Raw genomic sequence first — 22,329 nt, 5'->3', positions numbered from 1 at the left:
CATCCGGCCCTACCGCCTAGTTCGCCAGATCGTCGACGGTCGCGGCTTCGTTCCTGGACAGGTTGATGCCCAGGTTCGCGGCCGCGCGCTCCAGATCCTCATCATCGCCGTCGCGCATCTCGATCGCCGCGCCGTCCGAAGACAGCACCTCGACGTTGAGGCACAGCGACTGGAGCTCCTTCAGGAGCACCTTGAACGACTCCGGAATGCCCGGCTCCGGAATGTTCTCGCCCTTGACGATCGCCTCGTACACCTTCACGCGACCGACCACGTCGTCGGACTTGATGGTGAGCAGCTCCTGCAGCGTGTAGGCGGCGCCGTAGGCCTGCATGGCCCAGCACTCCATCTCACCGAAGCGCTGACCACCGAACTGCGCCTTACCACCGAGCGGCTGCTGGGTGATCATCGAGTACGGACCGGTCGAACGGGCGTGGATCTTGTCGTCGACCAGGTGGTGCAGCTTCAGGATGTACATGTAGCCGACGGCCACCGGGTACGGGAAGGGCTCACCGGAACGTCCGTCGAACAGCGTCGCCTTGCCGTTGTCGTCGACCATGCGCTCACCGTCGCGGTTCGGCAGGGTCGAGGCGAGCAGACCGGTCAGCTCCTCTTCACGAGCGCCGTCGAACACCGGGGTGGCGATGTTGGACTCGGCCGGAGCCGCCAGCATCTCCTCCGGCAGTGCCTTTGCCCAGTCCGGACGGGAACCGTCCGAGCCACCGACATCCCAGCCGGCCTTGCCGATCCACCCGAGGTGGGTCTCCAGGATCTGGCCGATGTTCATACGACGCGGCACACCGTGGGTGTTCAGGATGATGTCCACCGGGGTGCCGTCGGGCATGAACGGCATGTCCTCGGTCGGCAGGATCTTGCCGATGACACCCTTGTTGCCGTGGCGACCGGCGAGCTTGTCGCCGTCCTGGATCTTGCGCTTCTGCGCCACGTACACCCGGACCAGCTCGTTGACGCCCGGGGGCAGATCGTCGTCGTCCTCGCGCGAGAACACGCGGATGCCGATGACCTTGCCGGACTCACCGTGCGGCACCTTCAGCGAGGTGTCGCGCACTTCGCGCGCCTTCTCACCGAAGATCGCGCGCAGCAGCCGCTCCTCCGGGGTCAGCTCGGTCTCGCCCTTCGGGGTGACCTTGCCGACCAGGATGTCGCCGTCACGAACCTCGGCGCCGATCCGCACGATGCCGCGCTCGTCCAGGTCCGCGAGGACCTCGTCGGAGACGTTCGGGATGTCCCGGGTGATCTCCTCGGCGCCGAGCTTGGTGTCGCGGGCGTCGATTTCGTGCTCCTCGATGTGAATCGAGGTGAGCACGTCCTCCTCCACGAGGCGCTGCGACAGGATGATCGCGTCCTCGTAGTTGTGGCCTTCCCACGGCATGATCGCCACGAGCAGGTTCTTGCCGAGCGCCATCTCACCGTTCTCGGTGCACGGACCGTCGGCGAGCACCTGACCGGACTCGACGCGCTGACCCTCGTCCACGATCGGACGCTGGTTCGCGCAGGTGCCCTGGTTCGAGCGGGCGAACTTGCGCATCCGGTAGCTCTTGCGGGTGCCGTCGTCGGCCATCACGGTGACGTAGTCGGCCGAAACCTCTTCCACCACACCGGACTTCTCGTTCACCACGACGTCACCGGCGTCGACCGCGGCGCGCAGCTCCATACCGGTACCCACGATCGGGGCTTCGGAACGGATCAGCGGCACGGCCTGGCGCTGCATGTTCGCACCCATGAGGGCACGGTTGGCGTCGTCGTGCTCGAGGAACGGAATCATCGCGGTCGCGACCGAAACCATCTGGCGCGGCGAAACGTCCATGTAGTCGACCTCGGAGGCGGGGACGAGTTCGTTCTCGTCGTTGCCCCGGCGGCAGAGCACACGCTCCTCGATGAAGCGGCCGTCGGCGTCGACCGGCGAGTTGGCCTGCGCACGAACGTGGCGGTCCTCCTCGTCGGCGGTGAGGTACTTGACCTCATCGGTGACCACGCCGTCGACCACCTTGCGGTACGGCGTCTCGATGAAGCCGAACGGGTTGACCCGCGCGTACACCGAAAGCGAACCGATCAGACCGATGTTCGGGCCTTCCGGGGTCTCGATCGGGCACATGCGGCCGTAGTGCGAGGTGTGCACGTCACGGACTTCCAGACCGGCGCGCTCACGGGACAGACCACCCGGGCCGAGCGCCGAGAGGCGACGCTTGTGGGTCAGGCCCGACAGCGGGTTGTTCTGGTCCATGAACTGCGACAGCTGCGAAGTTCCGAAGAACTCCTTGATCGCGGCCACGACGGGACGGATGTTGATCAGGGTCTGCGGCGTGATGGCCTCGACGTCCTGGGTGGTCATCCGCTCGCGGACCACGCGCTCCATCCGGGAAAGACCGACCCGGATCTGGTTCTGGATCAGCTCGCCCACGGTGCGCAGGCGACGGTTGCCGAAGTGGTCGATGTCGTCGACCTCGACCGGCACCTCTTCGCCGCCCGGCGCGGTCATCATCCGATCACCCGCGTGCAGACGCACCAGGTACTCGATGGTGGTGACGATGTCTTCCTTGGTGAGCACCGATGCGGTGATCGGCTCGCCGAGGTGGATGCCGAGCTTCTTGTTGATCTTGTAGCGACCCACGCGAGCCAGGTCGTAGCGCTTCTCCTTGAAGAACAGGTTCTCCAGCAGGGTCTGCGCGGACTCCTTGGTCGGCGGCTCGCCCGGACGCAGCTTGCGGTAGATGTCCAGCAGCGCCTCGTCCTGACCGGCGGTGTTGTCCTTCTCCAGGGTCGACATCATGATCTCGGAGAAGCCGAAACGCTCGACGATCTCCTCGTTCGTCCAACCCAGCGCCTTCAGCAGCACGGTGACCGGCTGACGACGCTTGCGGTCGATGCGCACACCGACGGTGTCGCGCTTATCGATGTCGAACTCCAGCCAGGCGCCGCGCGACGGGATGACGCGCACGCTGTGCAGGTCCTTCTCCGTGGCCTTGTCGACGCTGTGATCGAAGTACACACCCGGCGAACGCACCAGCTGCGAGACGACGACGCGCTCGGTGCCGTTGATGATGAACGTGCCCTTGTCGGTCATCATCGGGAAATCACCCATGAAGACCGTCTGGCTCTTGATCTCACCGGTGTTGTTGTTGATGAACTCGGCGGTCACGAACAACGGCGCCGCGTAGGTCATGTCCTTGTCTTTGCACTCGTCGATGGAGGCCTTGACCTCCTCGAAACGAGGATCCGAGAAAGAAAGGGACATGGAGCCGGAGAAGTCCTCGATCGGCGAGAGCTCCTCGAGTACCTCCTCCAGACCGCCCGTTAGTCCGCCGTCGCCGCGAGCCGCGGCTTTTTCCCGCCACGAGGGCGAGCCGATCAACCATGCAAATGAGTCGGTCTGTAGATCGAGAAGTCCGGGCACCTCCAAGGGTTCACGGATCTTCGCGAAAGACACCCGCAACGGGGCTCCGGGGATTCCGGCAACTGCCTTGGTCTGGGTGGAGACTGCCAAGATGCGTCCTTCCAGCACCTCACGCGCGTCGCGTGGTGGTCCGCGACCGTCGCTTGTCTGCTACGAATTCCGCTGGATACAACCCGAACGAAACCCGAACAGGCAACAACGGAAGTAACACCGGAAGGTGGAACTTACGTGTGCAAATCGAGGTATGGACAGGAGGCAGCCAGCGCAACGTCCAACCGTACACCAATACGCAAGGTGGTGTCAAAGTACCACCCGAACAAGCCTCCGCGTGGCGGCACGCCGTGACCGTTATGGCCGCGTGCCGTGTCCGAATCGCTGGCTGCGTCGGGGGCCACGGGGCACGAGGAGCCACTGTGACAGCTGCCGCTGTTGTGAATAGCGTGACGTGTCCGGCGAAACTCGTCAAGTGGCGGGCTCGACCCGATGATCGGCCAGATCCCCTGCCCCGCTGGGCTTATGCCGTCGAAATCACTGGTCGACGATGGCCGCGGCCAGCCACTTGCCGTCGACCTTCTGCATTTTCAGCACGATCGGGCCGGACGCGCTCTGCTGGGCGACCCCGTTCTTGTTCGCACTGACCACGAAGTTCACCAGCAGCTCGGCCCGATCGTCGGTGAGCAAGGTCACCCCGATCGGGTCGGCGAGGGCATCGGCGCTGGTCTGCGCCTGTTTCAGGGCGGCCAGATTGGTATCGGCGTACTTGTCGAAATCGGCGAGCATCTGCCCGGTGACGACACCGTGCACCGCGTCCTTGTAGCCGTCGAGTTTGTTCACGTCGTAGGCGTAGATGGTCTTCAACGCGTGCGAGGCCGCCGCGGTCACCTCTTCGGTGGCCTTGCTGTTCACATAGGCCGCATTGGAATCGTCGATGCCGGGACGCACGGCCGCGACCGCGGCGAATGCGCCGAGCAGCACGGCGACCAGGAGCAGGGCCGCGACCACGGCCCAACCCGCGCGCGGGCGCAACCGCTGTGACCACGGCAGCGATGCTTCGGCGGGCTGTCGAGCCGGACGGACCGCCTCAGCGGTACCGGCGACCTTCGTCCGCCGCTTCGTGGTCGCTTCCTCGGCCGCACGGGTGTTGCGGCGGGTGCTGACGGACCCGGCGTTCGCCGCGGTGCGGCCGACGGCCGGACGGTTGCGGGGAGTGACCCGATTGACTGGTCGACGAGATGCCATGACGGGTTCTCCTACGATCCGGGCTTGGGCGCGGGCGTGGCACCGGGCTGTGCGGCAGTCGGCTGATTCAGGGGGATCGGCTGGCTCAACGGACTCGCCTTCTCGGCCTTCCACACCGCACCCTGCTTGACGAGGTCGAGGGCCCAGGTCTGACGGTAGGAGTACGGCGCGACATCCGGCGCGGTCCGGGTGGTCTGCAGCACGATGAGCGCGGAGGCGTGGTCGCGCTCGGAGTTCAGCGTGGTCAACGAGGAGCCGATGACCTTGGACTCCAGCCTGGTCTTGGCCTGCTCGGCCTGCTCACGGAACTGATCCTGGGTCTTGGTGGCATCGTCGAGCAGCGATCCGGTCATCGACGACTGGATCAGTTTGATCGAACCATCAACGTCACCGGGATCCAGCGACATCAGATTGATCGCGGCCTGCCTGGCATCGGCGAGCGCGGTATCGCGCGCCTCGGCACGCGGACCGTCGGTGAAGAACGCGGCCCGCACCCATCCGGTGCCGAACCAGACCGCGGCGATCAACGCGACGACCAACGCGGCGGCCGCGACCATGGTGACCGCGAGTCGTCCGCGTGGCGCGTCCGCGGACGCGACCGTCGGGCGCACGGGATCCGATGCCGTCGCGTCATGCGCTGCGGCATCAGCTTCCGTGGAATCGGAGCCGACCACCGTCGGCGTTTCCTTGGACATGTCGATGCTCACAGCCAGACACCCTAACTTCTATTACTGCGGGGTAGCCGCATAGGTCCTGTTCACCGCTTGGGCGTGACCCCCAGCAGGGTGGCCATCTGCACGGCGATCGGGTTCAGATTCAGTTTCTCTGGATCGGTCTTGGGGTTGGAGTCCCAGGGCTGCACAATGCTCGGATCCGCCAGATCGGCGCGCAGCCCGCCGCGCACCGCGGTCGGATTGCCGAACGGCACAGTGCATTTCGCGTCCTTGTTGAACGGGAATTCGTCGCGGGTGTCGTCGAAGTCCGGATTCTCCCGCTTCATCTGGTCCAGGATGGCCTTGGTGCCCTCGTAACCCTGCGTGCAGGCGGGCGGATTGTTCGCCTCCAGCACCAGACCGAAGTGGCTGGTGCCGTCGCCGGGCGCGGTGGACGACGCGCCGATGGACAACTGCGGCAGCATCTGCAGCAGCGGGCGCAGCGCGTAGAACTTCGGCGAGATGGACAGCAGTACCTGACGCAGGTTGGTCAGATCCTCGGTGAGCGCACCGCCGCTCTCGTTCAGCAGCGCGGTGATCTGCTCACCCGCATCGGTGCCGGTGCCGATCAACCGCCGGAGATCCGGATCGCTCGAGCGCAGCTGGGCGGTGAGTTCGTCGAGGCCCTGGCTGAACTGCCGGATATAGCCCGACTGCTCGGCCTGGGTGCCCAGTGCGATCCGGCCGTCACGGATCAGCTGGATCGTCTGCGGCAGGGTGTCGTTGAACGTCGCGGTGAACTTGTTCAGCGAATCGATGAAGACCTTGAGGTCGTCGCCCTTGCCGTCGAAGGCCTTGCCGAGTTCGGTGACGGTGGTGTTCAGCGCGGTGAGATCGACCGAGCGGGTGAAGGTGTCCACGCTCGTCACCAGCTGCTCGACCGAAATCGGTGTCGTCGCCGAGGCGATGACCGAACCGTCGCGCAGGTACGGGCCGTGGTCGGCATCGGGCTGCAGATCGACGTACTGCTCACCGATGGCCGAGCGGTTGGCGATCACCGCCTTGGCCGAGTCCGGAATCTTCGGCGCACTCGAATCGAGCACGAGATCGATCGCCACACCCGACTCGGTCAGTTCGAGATTGCCGACCCGGCCGACCGGGACGCCGCGGTAGGTCACCTCGGCGCCCTTGTAGATGCCGCCGGTCTGCTTGGCGTCGACCTTCACGTTGTACTCGCCGATGCCGAGCATGTGCTCGAGCCGAACGTATTTGGCGCCGACGAAAACCACGCCGAGCACCGCGATCACGGCGAACGCGACCAGCTGGTAGCGCACCAGACGGGTCATCGCTGACCACCTCCGATCTGGTCGAGAATCGCCCCGAGCGGATCGGCAGGCAGCTGCGGCAGGCCAGCGGGGTAGCGAGGAATATTGGGCGGCAGCGGCAGCAGCGATACCGTCGGCCAACCCGGGCGCGGACCATTGCCGCCGTAGTACGGGTTGGTCGGATTCACCGGCACCTCGGGGCCGTAGGGCGGCGGGATGTAGACCGGATCACCCTTGCCGACACCGAGATTGCTGAGCGTGACGCCGATCTGCTGATCCACCGAGAGCCAGGTGTTCACCTGACCACCGAAGGTGCCCTCCAGCGTCGAGTCCGGGAACGGATAGGTCGGCACCAGCGGCAGCGCGGTCACCAGATCCGGTGCGGCCTTGCCGAGTTCCTGCAGAGTCGGACGCAGCGAGGTCAGATCCTTGATCAGATCATCCTTCGAGTGGTTCAACACGTCGAAACCGGCCTGGCCCACCCGATCCAACTGCTGCAGCAGCGAAATCAGTTGCGGCCGTTGCTCGTTCAGGATCTTGATGCCCTGCGGCAGCTCATCGATGATGTGGCTGATCTGATCGGTCTGGGTGCTCACCCGATTGCTCAGCGTGGCGAGTCCGTCGATGGCCTTGGTGATGTCGTCGACCTGCTCGTTCAGCCCGCCGATCAGGGTATTGGCCTGATCCAGCAGCGAACGCACCCGCTGCTCGCGGCCGCCGAGGGTCTTGTTCAGCTCCGTGACGATGGGCTGCAGCTGTGCGACGCCACCACCGTTGAGCAGCAACGACAGCGCGCCGAGCACCTGCTCGACCTCGGTCGCGTGCCGGGTGTGGTCGGCCGGGATGACCGAACCATTGGCGAGCTTGTTGCTCTCGGGTTCCTCGGCGGGCTTGGACAGCTCGATGAACTTCTCGCCGAGCAGATTCGACTGCCGCACCTCGGCCCGCGCATTGGCGGGCAGATCGACCGAGGAGTTCACCACCGCGCGCACGCTGGCGGTCCAGCCGTCCGGCGCAAGGGCGATCTTCTCGACGCGGCCGACCGCCACGCCCTCGACCTTGACCGCGGACTGCGGCACCAGATCGAGCACATCGTCGAACCGGATATCGATGGTCATCGGATGGTCGCCGACATCGGCGCCGCCTGGCAGCGGCACCGCGTAAATGCCCTCGGACGAGCACGAAGCAACCAGAACGGTGCTCATGCCGACCACCAGCACGGCGCTGACCATTTCGAGCGACCTGCGAGCAGTCGCTACGCGGGCCCTTTCGAGCGACCTGCGAGCAGTCGCTACGCGGACCCTTTCGAGCGACCTGCGAGCAGTCGCTACGCGGACCCTTTCGAGCGACCTGCGAGCAGTCGCTTCGGCGAGGGCGCGTGCCGCGGAACGCATTCGCCTGTTCATCGCTGGCCACCTCCCTGCGAGGGCGGAAGTTGATCGGACGGGGTGCCGGGAACCGTGCCGGGCACCGGGTCGCGCTGCTGGTTGTCATTGCTGAGGATGCCGAACGGCAGGATCAGCGTCGGCGTCTTCACACCGGCGGTGATCTGGTCGGTGATCTCCTTGCAGTGCTCCAGAATCGGACGCATCTGCTTGCCAAGCGCCTCGAACTTCGGATCGCCCGGCATCAACTTGCTCAGATCCAGCATCTTGCACACCGCGCCGAACGGATCCTGCAGATCGGTGAAGTTGGCGCGCATATCGAGGGTGCCGGATTCGGCATTGTGGATATTGATCAGGTTGCTCAGCGCCAGCGGCAGCACCGGCAGTGTCGCGGCCAGATCGTCGCGCTGCTTGGCCAATGTCGCGGTGAGCGTGGTCAACCCCTGGGCATTGCGCTGGACCAGATCCCGGTTCTCATCGATGAATCGGGCGACATCGCCGAGTGCGACCGAAAGCAGGTTCAGTGCCGCACCGAGATCCTGGCGCTCCCCCGCGAGGAAGGTCGACAGGTCCGCGAGCTGGGCGTTGAATTGCCGCACCTGCTGGTCGTTCTGGGCCAGCATGGTGACGAAGGTCTGCAGATTCTTGACGGTGTCGAAGATATCGCCGCGGGCATCGCCGAGGTACCGCGCCGCGCGCGAGAGCTGAGTGATGCTGTTGGCCAACGCCTCTCCGTTGCCCGCCAGATTCGCGGCCGAGGTGCGCACGAGTTGGTTCACCGCACCCTGGGCGTTGGCGCCGTTGGGGCCCAACGCATCCGAGAGTTCGGTGATGCTCTTGTACAGCTGATCCACCTCGACCGGGGTGACCGTGCGATCGCGCGGAATGGTCGCGTCGCGTGCCATTTTCGGTCCGCCGGTGTAGGCCGGGGTCAGCTGGATGTAGCGGTCGGAGACGATCGACGGCGTGATCTGCGCGGCCTTGGCCTCGGCGGGCACGTCGAAGCCGCGGTCGACGCTCATCACCACCTTGACCTGCTCGCCCTGTGGTTCGACGGAATCCACCTTGCCCACCGGCACGCCGAGGATGCGCACATCCGAACCCTCGTAGATGCCGACGGAGCGGTCGAAATACGCGGTGATCTTGGTCGTGGTCATCCGGTCGAAAAGCCACCAGAGGGCACCTGCCAGGACCAGCGCCGCGATCACGCCGATCGCGATGGTCGCCTTGGTGCCGCGACGCGAGGTGCGTATCGCGGTGAGCGGCTCCTTACGAGGCCAGTTCACCCCCATGTCAGTTACCTCCCATGGTGCGCACCGGCGGACGGTCGCCCGGAATCTCCGGCAGACCGGGCGGGAGCAGGTTCACGATCACCGCGTCGAACCAGCGACCGGTACCGAGCACATTGGCGTAGAGGCCGTAGAACGGCGCTGCGAGTTCCAGTGTCTTGGAGATGTTCTGCTGGTTCTCGTTCAGCAGATCGATGGCGGCCTCGAGGTTGGTCAACGCCGTACCCATCTGCTTCTCGTTATCGGCGACCAGCGCGCTCAGCTCGGCCGACACCGTCTTGGCTCCGGTGAGCAGCTGTGCGATGGACTGCTGGCGAATGTTCAACTCGGCCAACAACTGTCCGCCGTTGGCCAGCAGGCGTTCGAACTGCTGATTGCGGTCGGCGAGCACACCGGTGGTCTGCCTGGTCGCCGCGAACAGCTTCTTCAGCTCCTCATCGCGCTTGCCGAGGGTTTCCGAGAGCCGGGCGACACCGTCGATGGAGTTGCGGATCTCCGGCGGTGTGGTCTCGAACGCCTCCGAGAGCACCCGCATGCTGGTGGCCAGCTGTGCGGTGTCGATCTGGTCGATGTTCTTTGCCGCATCGCTGAACGCGTCCACCACGTCGTACGGGGATACCGTGCGCGACAACGGAATCACCTTGCTCGGATCGGCGGGCTCGGAGCCCTTCGGATCCAGCGCCAGATACTTCTGTCCGAGCACGGTCTTGATCTGGATGGAGGCGGTCGTCTCATTGCCGATCCAGGCGTCTTGAGTGCGGAAGTCGACGAGCACCTTATTGCCGTCGAGCCGAACATCCGATACCGCACCGACCTTCACACCGGCGATGCGGACCTCATTGCCCTTCTTGAGGCCCGCGGCCTCGGAGAACTGCGCGGTGTACCTGGTGCCCGCGCCGATGATCGGCAACCTGTCCAGGAAGAACGCGGAGACCGTCACGAGCAGCACCATGGCCAGGCCGAGCACACCCATGAACGCGGGGCTGCGCTTGCCGAGCAGGATCCGGTCGTCCATCAGTGACCCTTCCCCTGGCAGCGCGGCGCGGCATTGGTGTAGAGCGGCTGGTTGACCGTCGGCATCCCGGCCGGGAGGTTGAGCTGCGGAGCGTCCACCGCGCCCGGTCCGACCACGATGTCGATACCGCACAGATAGAACTGGAACCACGAGCCGTAACTGCCGGCGCGGCCGAGCTTTTCCATCTTGATCGGCAGGTTCGTCAGCGCCGTGTTCACTTCGTCCTTGCGCTCGTCGATGGTGCCGGTGAGCTGGCTGAGGCCGGCGATCGAACCCTGCAGCGTCGGGCGGACCGGCACCAGCAGATCCGCCGTGGCCGAGGCCAGATTTCCGAGTGAGGTGACCGAGCTGCCGATGGTGTCGCGGTCGGCGGCCAGTCCACTGACCAGCGCCTCGGTATTGACGATCAGCTGATCGAACTGGCCCTCGCGCTCATTGACCGCGTTGAGTACGGCCGTCAGGTTGCGCACCAGGTCACCGATGACCGCGTCCTTGTCGGCGATCTTGTTCGTCAGATTCGCGGTGGTCGCCACCAGATCGTGAATGGTGCCCTGCTCGCCCTGGAAGACCTGAATGATCTCGTAGGACAGTTTGTTCACATCATCGGCGGTCAGCGTCTGGAACAGCGGACGGAATCCGTTGAACAGTGTGGTCAGGTTCAGCGCTGGCCTGGTGTGCTCGAGCCCGATGGTCGCGCCCTTGTTGAGTTTGCGACCCTGCTCCCCCGTGCCCTGTTCGAGCGCGATATAGCGCTGGCCGACCAGGTTTCGGTACTTGATGGTCGCCGTCGTGGAGGCGGGCAGCCAATCTCGGTCGGTCAGTTCGAATCCGACCTCGGCTTGACGCTTGTCCACGATCTCGACGCTGGTGACCTTGCCGACCCGGACACCGGCGATGCGCACCTCGTCACCGGGATTGAGCGAGGTGACATCGGTGAAGCGCGCCTTGAACGCGGTGCCCCCGCCGGTGTAGTTGGCGATCGATAGCCCGAGGATCGTGGTCGCCAACAGCGTGACGACGACGAAGATGATGAGCTTGGTCAGCGGCCCGCCGAGGCCGCGCATCGTTTCCTTCATCGCACGCTCACCTCGCTGCCACGGAATGCGGGTGCACCGATCCGGGTGACCCAGCTGGGCACCTGATCGGGCGAAACACCGTTCGCCGCACCGTAGATCGTGCCGAGCGTCTGCTGTTCGCCCGGCGAACCGGCCGTGGTCGGCACATTCGCGGCCGGGTACATACCGAACTGCGGCGCCGACAGCTTTCCGCTGTCCTGGTCACCCGGGTTGCGGCTCGGCACCGCATAGGAACCGTCATTGTTCGGTCCGCCGGTGTACTGGCCCGGATCGGTGAACACCGGGTATTCCGGCACGCACCATGGCCCGCGGGTGTCCAGCCAACGCGGCTCGTCCTGGTTTGGCAGGTACTTGCCGCGGGTGTTGGTCAGCTCGATGCTGACGCGCGAACCAGGACGCGCGGTGCCCATGCCCATGATCTGGTCGATGCGCGGCTTCATCTTGGCGAAGTTCGCCAGCGCGCAGGCGTAGTTCGGCGAGTAGGTCGCCAGCTGTTCCAGCGCGGGCCGCGAATCGGCGGCCACATCGATGATGTTGTCGCGGTTGGCGATCAGGAAGTCCGCGGTGGTGGCCGCGGTCGGGTTCAGCGTGGCAAGCAGGGTGTCGATCTGCGGGCGGCGCTGCACGATGGTCGCGTTGGTGGTGCGCAGGTTATTGAATGCGTCGACCAACTGCGGCAGCGCGTCGGAGTAGGTGGCGGCCACATCGGCGAAGCTCACCAAATCCTGCTTCAGATCCGGCATGACCCCGTTGACCTCGCGGAAGATGTGATCCAACTTCTCCACCGACTCACCAAGCGCCAGACCCTGACCCGACAATGCCTGGGACAGCGCACCGAGCGTCGAGGCGAGATCCTGCGGCGGAATCGCCTGCAGCAGCGGCAGCACGTCGTCGAGCAGCTTGCTGATCTCGATGGCATTGCCGCTGACGTCCTGATGCAGGGTCACGCCCTCGGTCAGATGCTGCTTACTCGGCTCGTCCGGGATGACCAGATCCACATACCGCTCGCCGAACAGCGTCTTCGGCAACAGCCGGGCCGTCGCGTTGACCGGAATCTGCTCGGCCTTACCGGGATCGATCGCGAGGTCGAGGGTCACCTTGCCAGCCTCGGACCGGCTGGATCTGACCTCGCCGACATTGACGCCGCGCACCTTCACATCGGCATTGCGGGTCAACGCATTTCCCACACTGTCAGTGATCAATTCGACCCGGACGGAGTCGACGAACGCCTTGTTGTAGATCGCGACCGTCGTGACCAGGAATAGTGCGCAGACCACGAAGAATGCGACACCGAGCACCCGGACGCGCAATTTCTCCGTCGCGCGCCACATCTGCACGCGATTACTCATGCCGGCACCTCGCTGCCGCTCGGTTCCGGCATGACCGCCATGGCGGCTGTTTCTTTTGTTCGCTCGCTCATCCGGCCACCCGCACTGTCGTGGTGGTGCCCCAGATGGCGAGGCTCAGGAAGAAATCGAGCACATTCACGAGCACGATCGCCGCGCGCACCGCGCGACCCACCGCGACACCGACACCGGCCGGTCCGCCGGTGGCATTGAAGCCGTAATAGCAATGCACCATGATGATTACGAATGCGAAGACCAACACTTTGACGAATGAATACAAGACATCTTCTGGCGGCAGAAACAGACTGAAATAGTGGTCATAGGAACCACTGGATTGTCCGTTGAACCAAATGCTGATCATTCGCGACGCCAGGAATGTGCCGAGCAGGCCCACGATGTAGAGCGGGATAACCGCGAGGAAGCCCGCGATCACCCGGGTGGTTACCAGGAACGGCACACCCGGCACCGCCATCACCTCGAGCGCGTCGATCTCCTCGGAGATCCGCATCGCGCCCAACTGGGCGGTGAAACCACAACCCACCGTTGCCGATAGCGCGAGCGCGGCGACCAGCGGCGCGATCTCGCGGGTATTGATGTAGGCGGTGAGGAAGCCGGTCAGCACCGAACTGCCGAGCGCATCCAAGGCCTTGAAGCCCTGCAGGCCGACGACGACGCCGACCGAGCCGGACATGAACACGATGACGCCGATGGTGCCGCCGATGACGGCAAGCGCTCCACTGCCGAAGGTCACCTCGGCGAGCAGCCGCATGACCTCCTTGCGGTAATGCACCGCGGTGCGCGGAATCCAGGCGATGGCCTTGGAATAGAACGACATCTGATCGCCGGCGCGATCGATGACATTCACTGGCACACGTGCGATCTCACGGGCCCGGCGGGCGGATTTCGCCAGGGCCGGGGGACGGTACGAGGTGGCCACGGGTCAGGCGCCCTTGGCGGGGACGACCTGCAAATACACCAGGGTCAGGATCAAGTTCACGAAGAACAGAACCATGAAGGTGATAACCACGGATTGGTTCACCGCGTCTCCGACTCCTTTCGGGCCCCCTTTGGGATGCAACCCCTTGTACGCGGCGATCACGCCCGCGAGCAGACCGAATATCAAGGCCTTGATCTCGCCGATCCACAGGTCCGGCAGCTGGGCCAGTGCGGAGAACGAAGCGAGGTAGGCGCCGGGCGTACCGCCCTGCAGCCCGACATTGAAGAAATAGCCGCCGGCGATGCCGACCACCGACACCAGACCGTTGAGCAGCAGCGCGACCAGCATCATGCCGAGTACGCGCGGTACCACCAGCTTCTGCACGGGATCGACACCGAGCACTTCGAGTGCGTCGATCTCCTCACGGATGGTGCGCGAGCCGAGGTCGGCGGCGACCGCCGAACCGGCCGCGCCCGCGATGATCAACGCGGTGACAACGGGAGCGGCCTGCTGGACGGTAGCCAGCACGCTGGTTGCGCCGGTAAATGATTCGGCGCCTAGTTGTTTGATCAAAGAGCCGGTCTGCAGCGCGACAACCGCACCGAACGGGATGGCCACCAGTGCGCTGGGCAAGATCGAGACACTCGCGATGAACCACGACTGCTCGATGAATTCGCGCAACTGGAAAGGCCGTTTGAACGTCTTGCGCATAACGTCGATGAGCAGCGCAAAGATGTTGCCGGCCTGGCCAAACCCCGACTCTACTGGAGTCCGCAATCGCGCCAGGGTGGAATTCACGATCGCAGATGTTACCCGTTAGTTGTGTTGTGGCGCACGGTAGTGTCGAATGACCCACCCTGGTATCCGCCCAGGTCCCCATTCTGGTACGCCATCACCTGCGTGTCGTCGCTCTCCGCAAGTGACTCACGAATAGCCGCCTGGGCCGCGTGCGGCAGGGTGTGCATGATTTCGCGGACACGCGCCTGACGGCGAATCACGGCCTGGCGCACCGGCATACCCGGGGTGGCTCGCATCTGCGGGATGATGCCCTCGACCTCCTCGGCGCCACCATGATGGTGTCCGGCGTCGACGAGGGCCTGCTCGCGCGCCATCTGCGCCTCGTCCTTCTCCTCCGACATACCGATCGGACCGATCATGCGACCGTTGAGGAACTGCTTCACCACCGGCTCCTCCGAGGTCAGCAGCACCTCACGCGGACCGAACATGACCAGCGAGCGACGGAACAGCATGCCGATGTTGTCGGGCACGGTGCGCGCCAGGTTGATGTTGTGGGTCACGATCAGGATCGTCGCGTCGATCTGGGCGTTGATGTCGATCAGCAACTGCGACAAGTAGGAGGTACGAACCGGGTCCAGACCGGAGTCGGGCTCGTCGACCAGAATGATCTGTGGGTCGAGCACCAAGGCGCGGGCGAGACCGGCACGCTTGCGCATACCGCCGGAGATCTCACCGGGCAGCTTGCCCTCCGCGCCGAGCAGACCGGTCAGCTCGAGCTTCTCCATCACGATCTTCTTGATGTCGGACTCGGACTTCTTCGTGTGCTCGCGCAATGGGAACGCCACGTTGTCGAACAGGTTCATCGAGCCGAACAGCGCGCCGTCCTGGAACAGCACACCGAAGAGCTTGCGGATTTCGTAGAGCTCCTTATTGGAGCAGGTGGTGATATCGGTGCCGTCGATGAAGATCGAACCGCGCTCCGGACGCAGCAGACCGATCAGCGACTTCAGAAAGACGGATTTACCGGTACCCGAGGGGCCGAGCAGCGCGCTGACCTCACCCGAGGGCAGCGTCAGAGAGACATCCTGCCAAATACGCTGTGAACCGAAGGACTTGGTAACACCCTCGGTCCTGACCTCGACGCCCACGCCAACCTCCACAAATTCTCAGCGAGCCACCCACCGGCGAACCGCGCTATTCGGTATCACGGTGTGTCGCGTCACAGTGGGTGCGGTCACTGTATCCCATGAGCATGACGCGGCACACCCTAACCTGACCGAAGAGTAACCCCGGATCACTCGCAATATTCGCATTACCGTCGCACGCGTCGAGAGAATGCAAACGGGCGGCCCCCAATGGGGGCCGCCCGTTCAGGCGAGTTACTCGCGAATTACTTGACCGAAACCTTGGCGCCGGCCTCTTCCAGCTTCGCCTTGGCAGCCTCGGCGGCATCCTTGGCGACCTTCTCCAGGATCGGCTTCGGGGCGCTCTCGACCAGGTCCTTGGCTTCCTTCAGGCCCAGGCCCGAGACGATCTCACGGACCACCTTGATGACCTGGATCTTCTTGTCGCCGGCACCCTCGAGGACGACGTCGAACTCGTCCTGCTCCTCGGCGGCCTCGGCCGGAGCGGCGGCGCCACCGACGGCGGCGACGGCGACCGGAGCAGCCGCGGTGACCTCGAACTTCTCCTCGAACTTCTTGACGAAGTCCGACAGCTCGAGCAGGGTCATGTTGCCGAAGGTCTCGAGCAGTTCGTCAACGTTGGCCATTGTTGTTTCCTTTCGGTAGATGATTGTCTATGTGGGCGAGCCGCACGCGAGCCACCCTGTGTTACTCGGCGGCCGAGCCGCCCTCTTCGGCCTGCTTCTTCTCCTGCAGCGCGGCGGCCAGGCGGGCCACCTGCGAAGCGGGAGCGTTGAACAGACCGGCGGCCTTCGCCAGGTTGCCCTTCATCGCGCCGGCCAGCTTGGCCAGCAGCACCTCGCGGGACTCCAGGTCGGCGATCTTCTCGACCTCGGCAACGGACAGCGCGGCGCCGTCCATGTACCCGCCCTTGATGATGAGCGCCTTGTTCTCCTTGGCGAAGGTCTTGATGGCCTTCGCCGCGTCCACCGGCTCGCCCTTGATGAAGGCGATCGCGGTGGGTCCGACGAACAAGTCGTCCAGGCCAACGACGCCCGCTTCCGCGGCCGCCCGCTTGACCAGGGTGTTCTTGGCGACGGAGTAGGTAGCGCCTTCGCCGAGCGCGCGACGCAGATCGGTGAGCTTACCGACCGACAGACCACGGTATTCCGTGATGACGGTGGCCGACGAGCTCTTGAACTGCTCCGTGATCTCTTCGACCGCGGTGACCTTCTCGGGTTTTGCCATACTTCGCCTCCTCTCTGGATGTCGGTTCGTATTCGAACTGCCGAGTACCAGGGGCCAGCGATAAAGCAAACGCCCCGAACGCAGAGCGTTCCGGGGCGAAATAGGTGATCGACCCGGGTGTAACCCAGATCAATCCCAGCCTCGGTCCTCCCTGCGTGGGCCGCCGGCTCGATGCCGGACCTTCGACCACGCCCGAACGGGCGCAGCGACCAACGGTCTTCGGTAGAACGGATTGGGTAGTCATCGAACTCGTCGATTACTTCGGTCCAGAGTAGCCGAGCCCACCCTCATCTGCCAAAACGGGTCCGAACGGGATGCTTTCGCCGCCGAATTGTTGTGGTGCGGCTCACGATTCCCCCTCGGTGTGGTGGACGTCCCGTCAAGAAGGTGTTACCAAGAGTGACAGTTACTGCTTGACTACTGAACTATGGCAACCTCCATAGTCGATCCACCGGTGCTGCTGGAACGACGTACCACGCGCTTCATCGCCCTGGCCGTCATCTGCCTCGCGGAACTGCTGGTCGTCCTCGACAACACCATCGTGAACGTGGCCCTCCCCTCCATCGGGGTGGAGTTGGCCACCGGCGTCAGCGGCCTGCAGTGGGTCGTCGACGCGTACACCCTGACCTTCGCCGGACTATTGCTCGCCTTCGGCAATCTCGGCGACCGCTACGGACGCCGCCGCGTGATGATGATCGGCCTGGTCGGCGTCGCCGCCATGTCGATCGGCGGCGCGCTCTCGGAGTCCATGAGCAATGTCATCGCCGCACGCGCCGCGATGGGCGTCTTCGCCGCGGCCGTCTTCCCCGCGACGCTGGCGCTGATCATCAATATCTTCACCGACAAACGCGAGCGCGCACTGGCCATCGCCGCTTGGACCGCGATGGCCGGATTCGCCATCGCGATCGGGCCGATCTCGGGCGGCTGGCTGCTGGAACACTTTTCGTGGCATTCGGTCTTCTGGATCAATGTGCCGGTGGCACTTGTGGCCATGGCCGCCACCCTCATCTGGGTGCCCGAATCGCGGTCCTCCCAGGTGGGACGGCTCGATCTTGCGGGCATCGCGCTCTCGATCGCGGGCATCACGCTGCTGGTGTGGGCCATCATCGAGGCCCCGCGCTACGGCTGGCTGTCGACAACCACCCTGGGCGTGGCCGCGCTCGGCATCGTACTGCTCGCCGCCTTCATCACCTGGGAATTGCGCACCCGCGCACCGATTCTCGATATGCGGCTGTTCCGGAATCGCCGATTCTCCATGCCCGCCTTGTCGATCGCGGTCGGGTACTTCTCGATGTTCGGGTTCCTGTTCCTTATTACTCAGTACTTCCAGGGTGTCCGCGAGTACACGCCACTCGAATTCGGCGTCGCCTCACTGCCATTCGCGTTTTCGGTGGCCATCGGCGCACCGATCGCGACGCTGCTGGCCACCCGGATCGGGACCACGCCGGTGATCGTATTCGGGCTGTTGCTCACTGGGTTGGGGCTGTATCTGGGCGGTCAGGTGACGGTGGACAGCAGTTACGTCACGGATGTGCTGCCGTCCATGGTGTCGATGGCGCTCGGTCTGGCCATCGTGCAGGGACCGGCGACCGAATCGATCATGGGATCGCTACCGCTGAACGAAGCGGGCGCGGGATCCGCGGTCAACGACACCACCCGCGAGATCGGCGGCACCCTCGGCGTCGCGGTCCTCGGCTCGATTGTGGCCTCCTACTACACAACTCGCGTCGCACCGCTGATCGACCGGGTGCCGGCCGGGATGATGAACGCGCACGAGCGCAGTCTGGTGAAGGCCAGTCCGCTCAGTGTGTTGGAGATCCGCAAACGAGAGCTTGCGCCGTTCTTCGACGCCCAGCGCGAAAACCTCATCACCGCAATGAAAACGGCGGCCTTGCAGGGCTCCCACGCCGCATCCCTGGTAGCCGCGAGCGCGGTGGTGGTGTGCGCCGTTATCGTGGCCGTCTTCCTACCGTGGGGTGTGCAGGAGGGCGAGTCGGTGCTGCTCGGCTGGCGCAAATCCACAGAACCCCGGGAAAACTGACCATCGAGGCGAGTCGAGCGGTGGCTCGGACCCGGCCCGAAAGCCACCGCCCGACTCGCCTCGGCGCGTGGTCAGGCGGTGGCGGTCTGGTGGACCAGGCGGGTGAGGGCTGTTAGTGCGCCGGTACGGAACTCGGGGGTGGTGACCAGGCCGCCGGCGTCCACCGCGTCGCGGGCGACCGGGAGGCGGGCGCAGGTGGCCGGGTCGACGATGGCGCCGACGTAGCCCAGCACCGTCGTCAGGGTCGCGGCCGCACCTTCGCCGCGGCCTTGGGCGGCGACATTGAGGAAGGCCGTCGGCTTCTCGTAGAGGTCGGCGGTGCCGACGGTCCAGTCGAGCAGATTCTTGAAGCTGCCGGGCAGGGTGCCCGCGTATTCCGGTGTGCAGAGCAGGACCGCGTCGGCGCGCGAAATGTGTTCGTGCAGTGCGACAACCGACGGATGGCCGGTCCCGTCATCATCCGGACTGAAGGCCGGAAGTTCGGCGAGGCCCTCGTACCAGAAGGTCTGGACCCCCTCGGGCGCGATCGCCGCCACGGTGCGCAGTGCGGCGGTATTGGTCGAAGCACTACGCGTACTCCCGGAAATCAGCAGAACGGCTGTCACCTCAGGGGCAACCACCGCCGCGCACGAATTAGTCCGGTCCGCGGTGCGACCACTCTCCACCCGAATCGTCGATACGCGCAAAGGGCGGGAACGCGATTCGCGTTCCCGCCCTTTGCGGTCTGCTCAGCTTCCGAAGAGCCGGGGTGCTACTTACGCATCCTCGTCGAGGAGGTTGCGGGTGCGGTTCGGGTCCACCGGGATGCCCGGTCCGGTGTTCGTCGAGACCGTCACCTTCTTGACGTAGCGGCCCTTGGCTGTCGACGGCTTGGCCCGCAGGATCTCGTCCAGCGCTGCGCCGTAGTTCTCCACCAGCTTGGCATCGTCGAAGGACGCCTTGCCGATGACGAAGTGCAGGTTGGCCTGCTTGTCGACGCGGAAGTTGATCTTGCCGCCCTTGATGTCGTTGACGGCCTTGGTCACATCGTTGGTGACCGTGCCCGTCTTCGGGTTCGGCATCAGGCCGCGCGGACCGAGGACACGCGCGATCCGGCCGACCTTGGCCATCTGGTCCGGGGTGGCGATCGCGGCGTCGAAGTCCAGCCAGCCGCCCTGGATCCGCTCGATCAGATCCTCGGCGCCGACGGCGTCCGCACCGGCGGCCTCGGCCTCGGCGGCCTTCTCACCGGCCGCGAACACGATGACGCGGGCGGTCTTACCGGTGCCGTGCGGCAGGTTGACCGTGCCGCGGACCATCTGGTCGGCCTTGCGGGGATCCACACCGAGACGAACGGCGACCTCGACGGTCGCGTCGGTCTTGGTGGTAGCGGTCTCCTTCGCCAGACGCGCGGCGGCCAGCGGGGAGTAGAGCTGAGTGCGATCGACCTTCTCGGCCGCGGCGAGATACGCCTTGCTTCGTTTTGCCATGATTGTCTGTCCTTAATGTGGTTCAGAAGTGGTTATCGGGTCTGGCCGACCCTCCCACCGGGATTGCGAGCCGCAGCTCACGCCTCGACGGTGATGCCCATCGAACGCGCGGTGCCCGCGATGATCTTGGCCGCCTGGTCGATGTCCTTGGCGTTCAGATCTTCCTGCTTGGTCTTGGCGATCTCCCGGACCTGGTCCATGGTGACCTTCGCGACCTTGGTCTTGTGCGGCTCGGCCGAGCCCTTCTGCACGCCGGCGGCCTTGAGCAGCAGCTTGGCGGCGGGCGGGGTCTTCAGCTTGAAGTCGAAGGACCGGTCCTCGTACACCGAGATCTCGACCGGAATGACGTTGCCACGCTGCGACTCGGTCGCGGCGTTGTACGCCTTGCAGAACTCCATGATGTTGACGCCGTGCTGACCGAGCGCGGGGCCCACCGGAGGGGCCGGGTTCGCCTGGCCGGCCTGGATCTGAAGCTTGATGATCCCGGCGAGCTTCTTCTTCTTGGGGGGCATCTTTCTTTCCTAGGGTTTTTGTGTCCTTGCTCTTTGCAAGATTCGGGGGTGCTAGATCTTCGCGACCTGGGTGAACGCCAGCTCGACCGGAGTCTCACGACCGAAGATCGACACGAGCACCTTGAGCTTCTGCTGCTCGGCATTGACCTCGGAGATGCTGGCGGGCAGCGTCGCGAACGGACCGTCCATCACGGTCACCGACTCGCCGACCTCGAAGTCGACCTCGATGACCGGCTTGGGCGCGATATCGGCGGAGGTCGAAGCCGCGGCGGCCTCGGCAGCCGGCTTCTTCTGCTGCTGCGCGGCCGGGACCAGGAACTTCACCACATCATCGATGGAAAGTGGCGACGGCCGCGAGGTGGCGCCGACGAAGCCGGTGACACCGGGGGTGTTGCGCACCGCGCCCCACGATTCGTCGTTCAGTTCCATCCGGACCAGGATGTAGCCGGGCAGCACCTTGCGGTTGACATGCTTGCGCTGGCCGTTCTTGATCTCGGTGACCTCTTCGGTCGGCACCTCGACCTGGAAGATGTACTCCTCGAGGTCCAGGTTCTGCACGCGGGTCTCGAGGTTGGCCTTCACTTTGTTCTCGTAACCGGCGTACGAGTGGATTACATACCAATCGCCCGGGGCGCGCCGCAGCGCGGCCTTCATCTCGGCGACCGGGTCGGCGGGTTCGGCATCGACAGGAGCGGCCTCGACAACTTCGGCGTCAGCGGCGTCGGATTCGTCGACAACAGCTTCCTCGACGGGCGCGGACTCCTCGGCGGTCTGCGCCGCGTCGTCGACCGGGAACTCGTCGGTTGTGTCGTTCTCCGGGGTGCTCACTGGGGCACTCGCTTCCTGTGTCGTCACGTACATCCTTTGCGTACCGGGCCTGGCGCGCTGTGTAACGCGCCGCCCCGGGGTCGGCTACCGGCGTCGGCGGCGATCAGCTAGCCGAACAGCCAGTTGACACCCTTGATGAACGCCAGATCCAACCCGCTGATGAACGCGACCATGAAAATCACGAACACCAGAACAACGCTCGTATAGGTGACCATCTGCTTCCGGTTGGGCCAGATCACCTTGCGCAGTTCCGCGACTACTTCGCGCAGGAACTTGATCAAACGCTTGAACGGGTTCCCCGTCTTCTTGCGCTCGGCCCGATCGGTCTTCTTGGCTGCCTTGCCCGACGTGGGCCGATCGATCGTGGCGACCGAGCCCGAATCGGCATTGCGACTGCGCCGCGCGGACCGCTTACCGCTCGGCCGAGCCACTGCGGCGGTGTCGTCGTCCTCGGCATGCGCGCCGCGGCGATTATCCCGCTCGTCGACCACGTCGATCCTTTCGTCGCTGGCATCCAGGGCAGGGGCGACAGGACTTGAACCTGCAACCTGCGGTTTTGGAGACCGCTGCTCTGCCAGTTGAGCTACGCCCCTTCGGTTGAACGATCCAGCTGTCCAACCACTGTTCTGTGTTCAGTTGTCGTTCTGCTATCTGGTGTCACACAACACGCGCGCCACTCCGGCAGTTGCCGG

The 22,329-nt window shown here is 64.8% G+C and carries 20 protein-coding genes and 1 tRNA gene; 1 reads left to right on the top strand and 20 read right to left on the bottom strand.

Annotation, left to right across the window (positions count from 1 at the left end; all coding sequences use genetic code 11):
- Positions 1 to 16: 16 nt before the first annotated feature.
- The 14 genes from ACQP1T_RS04795 to rplJ form a co-directional block, all read right to left on the bottom strand.
- Positions 17 to 3,520, bottom strand: coding sequence for a DNA-directed RNA polymerase subunit beta (locus ACQP1T_RS04795; protein WP_433758736.1), 3,504 nt, complete (start codon positions 3,518 to 3,520; stop codon positions 17 to 19).
- Positions 3,521 to 3,940: 420 nt separating this feature from the next.
- A complete protein-coding gene (locus ACQP1T_RS04790; RefSeq protein ID WP_433758735.1) occupies positions 3,941 to 4,651 on the bottom strand; it encodes a hypothetical protein in 711 nt (236 codons plus the stop codon).
- 11 nt (positions 4,652 to 4,662) lie between these two features.
- Entirely contained in the window at positions 4,663 to 5,358 is a 696-nt protein-coding gene (locus ACQP1T_RS04785) for a hypothetical protein (RefSeq protein ID WP_433758734.1), read from the bottom strand.
- Between the two features lie 50 nt (positions 5,359 to 5,408).
- Positions 5,409 to 6,650 carry an MCE family protein gene (locus ACQP1T_RS04780; RefSeq protein WP_433758733.1) on the bottom strand — a complete coding sequence of 414 codons (1,242 nt, stop codon included), beginning with the start codon at positions 6,648 to 6,650 and terminating at the stop codon, positions 5,409 to 5,411.
- The gene (locus tag ACQP1T_RS04775) at positions 6,647 to 7,834 is read right to left on the bottom strand and encodes an MCE family protein (protein ID WP_433758732.1); all 1,188 of its coding nucleotides are present in this window, start codon (positions 7,832 to 7,834) and stop codon (positions 6,647 to 6,649) included. The genes ACQP1T_RS04780 and ACQP1T_RS04775 overlap by 4 nt, the downstream gene beginning before the upstream one ends.
- 197 nt (positions 7,835 to 8,031) lie before the next feature.
- Entirely contained in the window at positions 8,032 to 9,306 is a 1,275-nt protein-coding gene (locus ACQP1T_RS04770; protein ID WP_433758731.1) for an MCE family protein, read from the bottom strand.
- A gap of 1 nt (position 9,307) precedes the next feature.
- Positions 9,308 to 10,318, bottom strand: a complete 1,011-nt coding sequence (locus ACQP1T_RS04765; protein ID WP_433758730.1) for an MCE family protein — start codon at positions 10,316 to 10,318, stop codon at positions 9,308 to 9,310.
- On the bottom strand, positions 10,318 to 11,382 hold the full coding sequence (locus ACQP1T_RS04760; RefSeq protein ID WP_433761977.1) for an MCE family protein: 1,065 nt from the start codon (positions 11,380 to 11,382) through the stop codon (positions 10,318 to 10,320). Before ACQP1T_RS04760 ends, ACQP1T_RS04765 begins: the two co-directional genes overlap by 1 nt.
- An 8-nt stretch (positions 11,383 to 11,390) precedes the next feature.
- Entirely contained in the window at positions 11,391 to 12,743 is a 1,353-nt protein-coding gene (locus ACQP1T_RS04755) for an MCE family protein (protein ID WP_433758729.1), read from the bottom strand.
- A gap of 67 nt (positions 12,744 to 12,810) precedes the next feature.
- Positions 12,811 to 13,575: an ABC transporter permease gene (locus ACQP1T_RS04750; RefSeq protein WP_245672164.1), complete on the bottom strand. Its 765-nt coding sequence runs from the start codon at positions 13,573 to 13,575 to the stop codon at positions 12,811 to 12,813.
- A gap of 105 nt (positions 13,576 to 13,680) precedes the next feature.
- A complete protein-coding gene (locus tag ACQP1T_RS04745) occupies positions 13,681 to 14,388 on the bottom strand; it encodes an MlaE family ABC transporter permease (RefSeq protein WP_354961092.1) in 708 nt (235 codons plus the stop codon).
- 98 nt (positions 14,389 to 14,486) lie between these two features.
- Positions 14,487 to 15,563 carry an ABC transporter ATP-binding protein gene (locus tag ACQP1T_RS04740; RefSeq protein WP_433758728.1) on the bottom strand — a complete coding sequence of 359 codons (1,077 nt, stop codon included), beginning with the start codon at positions 15,561 to 15,563 and terminating at the stop codon, positions 14,487 to 14,489.
- A gap of 242 nt (positions 15,564 to 15,805) precedes the next feature.
- Positions 15,806 to 16,186 (bottom strand): 50S ribosomal protein L7/L12, encoded by a 381-nt coding sequence (gene rplL / locus ACQP1T_RS04735; protein WP_043698929.1) that lies wholly within the window; start codon positions 16,184 to 16,186, stop codon positions 15,806 to 15,808.
- A 61-nt stretch (positions 16,187 to 16,247) separates the two neighbouring features.
- The gene (gene rplJ, locus ACQP1T_RS04730) at positions 16,248 to 16,787 is read right to left on the bottom strand and encodes a 50S ribosomal protein L10 (protein ID WP_062983815.1); all 540 of its coding nucleotides are present in this window, start codon (positions 16,785 to 16,787) and stop codon (positions 16,248 to 16,250) included.
- Positions 16,788 to 17,214: 427 nt separating this feature from the next.
- On the opposite strand from rplJ, the gene ACQP1T_RS04725 reads away from it, so the two are divergent.
- Positions 17,215 to 18,828: an MFS transporter gene (locus ACQP1T_RS04725; protein WP_433758727.1), complete on the top strand. Its 1,614-nt coding sequence runs from the start codon at positions 17,215 to 17,217 to the stop codon at positions 18,826 to 18,828.
- A gap of 71 nt (positions 18,829 to 18,899) precedes the next feature.
- On the opposite strand, the gene ACQP1T_RS04720 is transcribed toward ACQP1T_RS04725, so the two are convergent.
- From ACQP1T_RS04720 to ACQP1T_RS04695, 6 genes are all read right to left on the bottom strand, one after another.
- Positions 18,900 to 19,433 carry an NADPH-dependent FMN reductase gene (locus ACQP1T_RS04720; protein ID WP_433758726.1) on the bottom strand — a complete coding sequence of 178 codons (534 nt, stop codon included), beginning with the start codon at positions 19,431 to 19,433 and terminating at the stop codon, positions 18,900 to 18,902.
- 150 nt (positions 19,434 to 19,583) lie between these two features.
- On the bottom strand, positions 19,584 to 20,297 hold the full coding sequence (gene rplA, locus ACQP1T_RS04715; RefSeq protein WP_354960268.1) for a 50S ribosomal protein L1: 714 nt from the start codon (positions 20,295 to 20,297) through the stop codon (positions 19,584 to 19,586).
- Positions 20,298 to 20,374: 77 nt separating this feature from the next.
- The gene (rplK, locus tag ACQP1T_RS04710; RefSeq protein ID WP_062983809.1) at positions 20,375 to 20,809 is read right to left on the bottom strand and encodes a 50S ribosomal protein L11; all 435 of its coding nucleotides are present in this window, start codon (positions 20,807 to 20,809) and stop codon (positions 20,375 to 20,377) included.
- A gap of 51 nt (positions 20,810 to 20,860) precedes the next feature.
- Positions 20,861 to 21,637 (bottom strand): transcription termination/antitermination protein NusG, encoded by a 777-nt coding sequence (gene nusG, locus ACQP1T_RS04705; protein ID WP_433761975.1) that lies wholly within the window; start codon positions 21,635 to 21,637, stop codon positions 20,861 to 20,863.
- A gap of 107 nt (positions 21,638 to 21,744) precedes the next feature.
- The gene (gene secE / locus ACQP1T_RS04700; protein WP_433758725.1) at positions 21,745 to 22,128 is read right to left on the bottom strand and encodes a preprotein translocase subunit SecE; all 384 of its coding nucleotides are present in this window, start codon (positions 22,126 to 22,128) and stop codon (positions 21,745 to 21,747) included.
- 29 nt (positions 22,129 to 22,157) lie between these two features.
- Positions 22,158 to 22,230, bottom strand: a tRNA-Trp gene (locus ACQP1T_RS04695).
- Positions 22,231 to 22,329: the final 99 nt, after the last annotated feature.

Origin of the sequence: Nocardia sp. CA-135398, assembly GCF_050955845.1 — a bacterium.
GTDB lineage: Bacteria > Actinomycetota > Actinomycetes > Mycobacteriales > Mycobacteriaceae > Nocardia.
The sequence above is the reverse complement of the archived record's forward strand: the minus strand, read 5'-3'. Positions and strand labels throughout refer to the sequence as shown.

Coding starts and splice junctions, on each gene's coding strand:
- ACQP1T_RS04790 (WP_433758735.1), bottom strand. CDS start 4,651: ATGGCATCTCGTCGACCAGTCAATCGGGTCACTCCCCGCAACCGTCCG.
- ACQP1T_RS04780 (WP_433758733.1), bottom strand. CDS start 6,650: ATGACCCGTCTGGTGCGCTACCAGCTGGTCGCGTTCGCCGTGATCGCG.
- ACQP1T_RS04775 (WP_433758732.1), bottom strand. CDS start 7,834: ATGAGCACCGTTCTGGTTGCTTCGTGCTCGTCCGAGGGCATTTACGCG.
- ACQP1T_RS04770 (WP_433758731.1), bottom strand. CDS start 9,306: ATGGGGGTGAACTGGCCTCGTAAGGAGCCGCTCACCGCGATACGCACC.
- ACQP1T_RS04765 (WP_433758730.1), bottom strand. CDS start 10,318: ATGGACGACCGGATCCTGCTCGGCAAGCGCAGCCCCGCGTTCATGGGT.
- ACQP1T_RS04760 (WP_433761977.1), bottom strand. CDS start 11,382: ATGCGCGGCCTCGGCGGGCCGCTGACCAAGCTCATCATCTTCGTCGTC.
- ACQP1T_RS04755 (WP_433758729.1), bottom strand. CDS start 12,743: ATGAGTAATCGCGTGCAGATGTGGCGCGCGACGGAGAAATTGCGCGTC.
- ACQP1T_RS04750 (WP_245672164.1), bottom strand. CDS start 13,575: ATGTCGTTCTATTCCAAGGCCATCGCCTGGATTCCGCGCACCGCGGTG.
- ACQP1T_RS04745 (WP_354961092.1), bottom strand. CDS start 14,388: ATGCGCAAGACGTTCAAACGGCCTTTCCAGTTGCGCGAATTCATCGAG.
- rplL (WP_043698929.1), bottom strand. CDS start 16,186: ATGGCCAACGTTGACGAACTGCTCGAGACCTTCGGCAACATGACCCTG.
- rplJ (WP_062983815.1), bottom strand. CDS start 16,787: ATGGCAAAACCCGAGAAGGTCACCGCGGTCGAAGAGATCACGGAGCAG.
- ACQP1T_RS04725 (WP_433758727.1), top strand. CDS start 17,215: ATGGCAACCTCCATAGTCGATCCACCGGTGCTGCTGGAACGACGTACC.
- rplA (WP_354960268.1), bottom strand. CDS start 20,297: ATGGCAAAACGAAGCAAGGCGTATCTCGCCGCGGCCGAGAAGGTCGAT.
- rplK (WP_062983809.1), bottom strand. CDS start 20,809: ATGCCCCCCAAGAAGAAGAAGCTCGCCGGGATCATCAAGCTTCAGATC.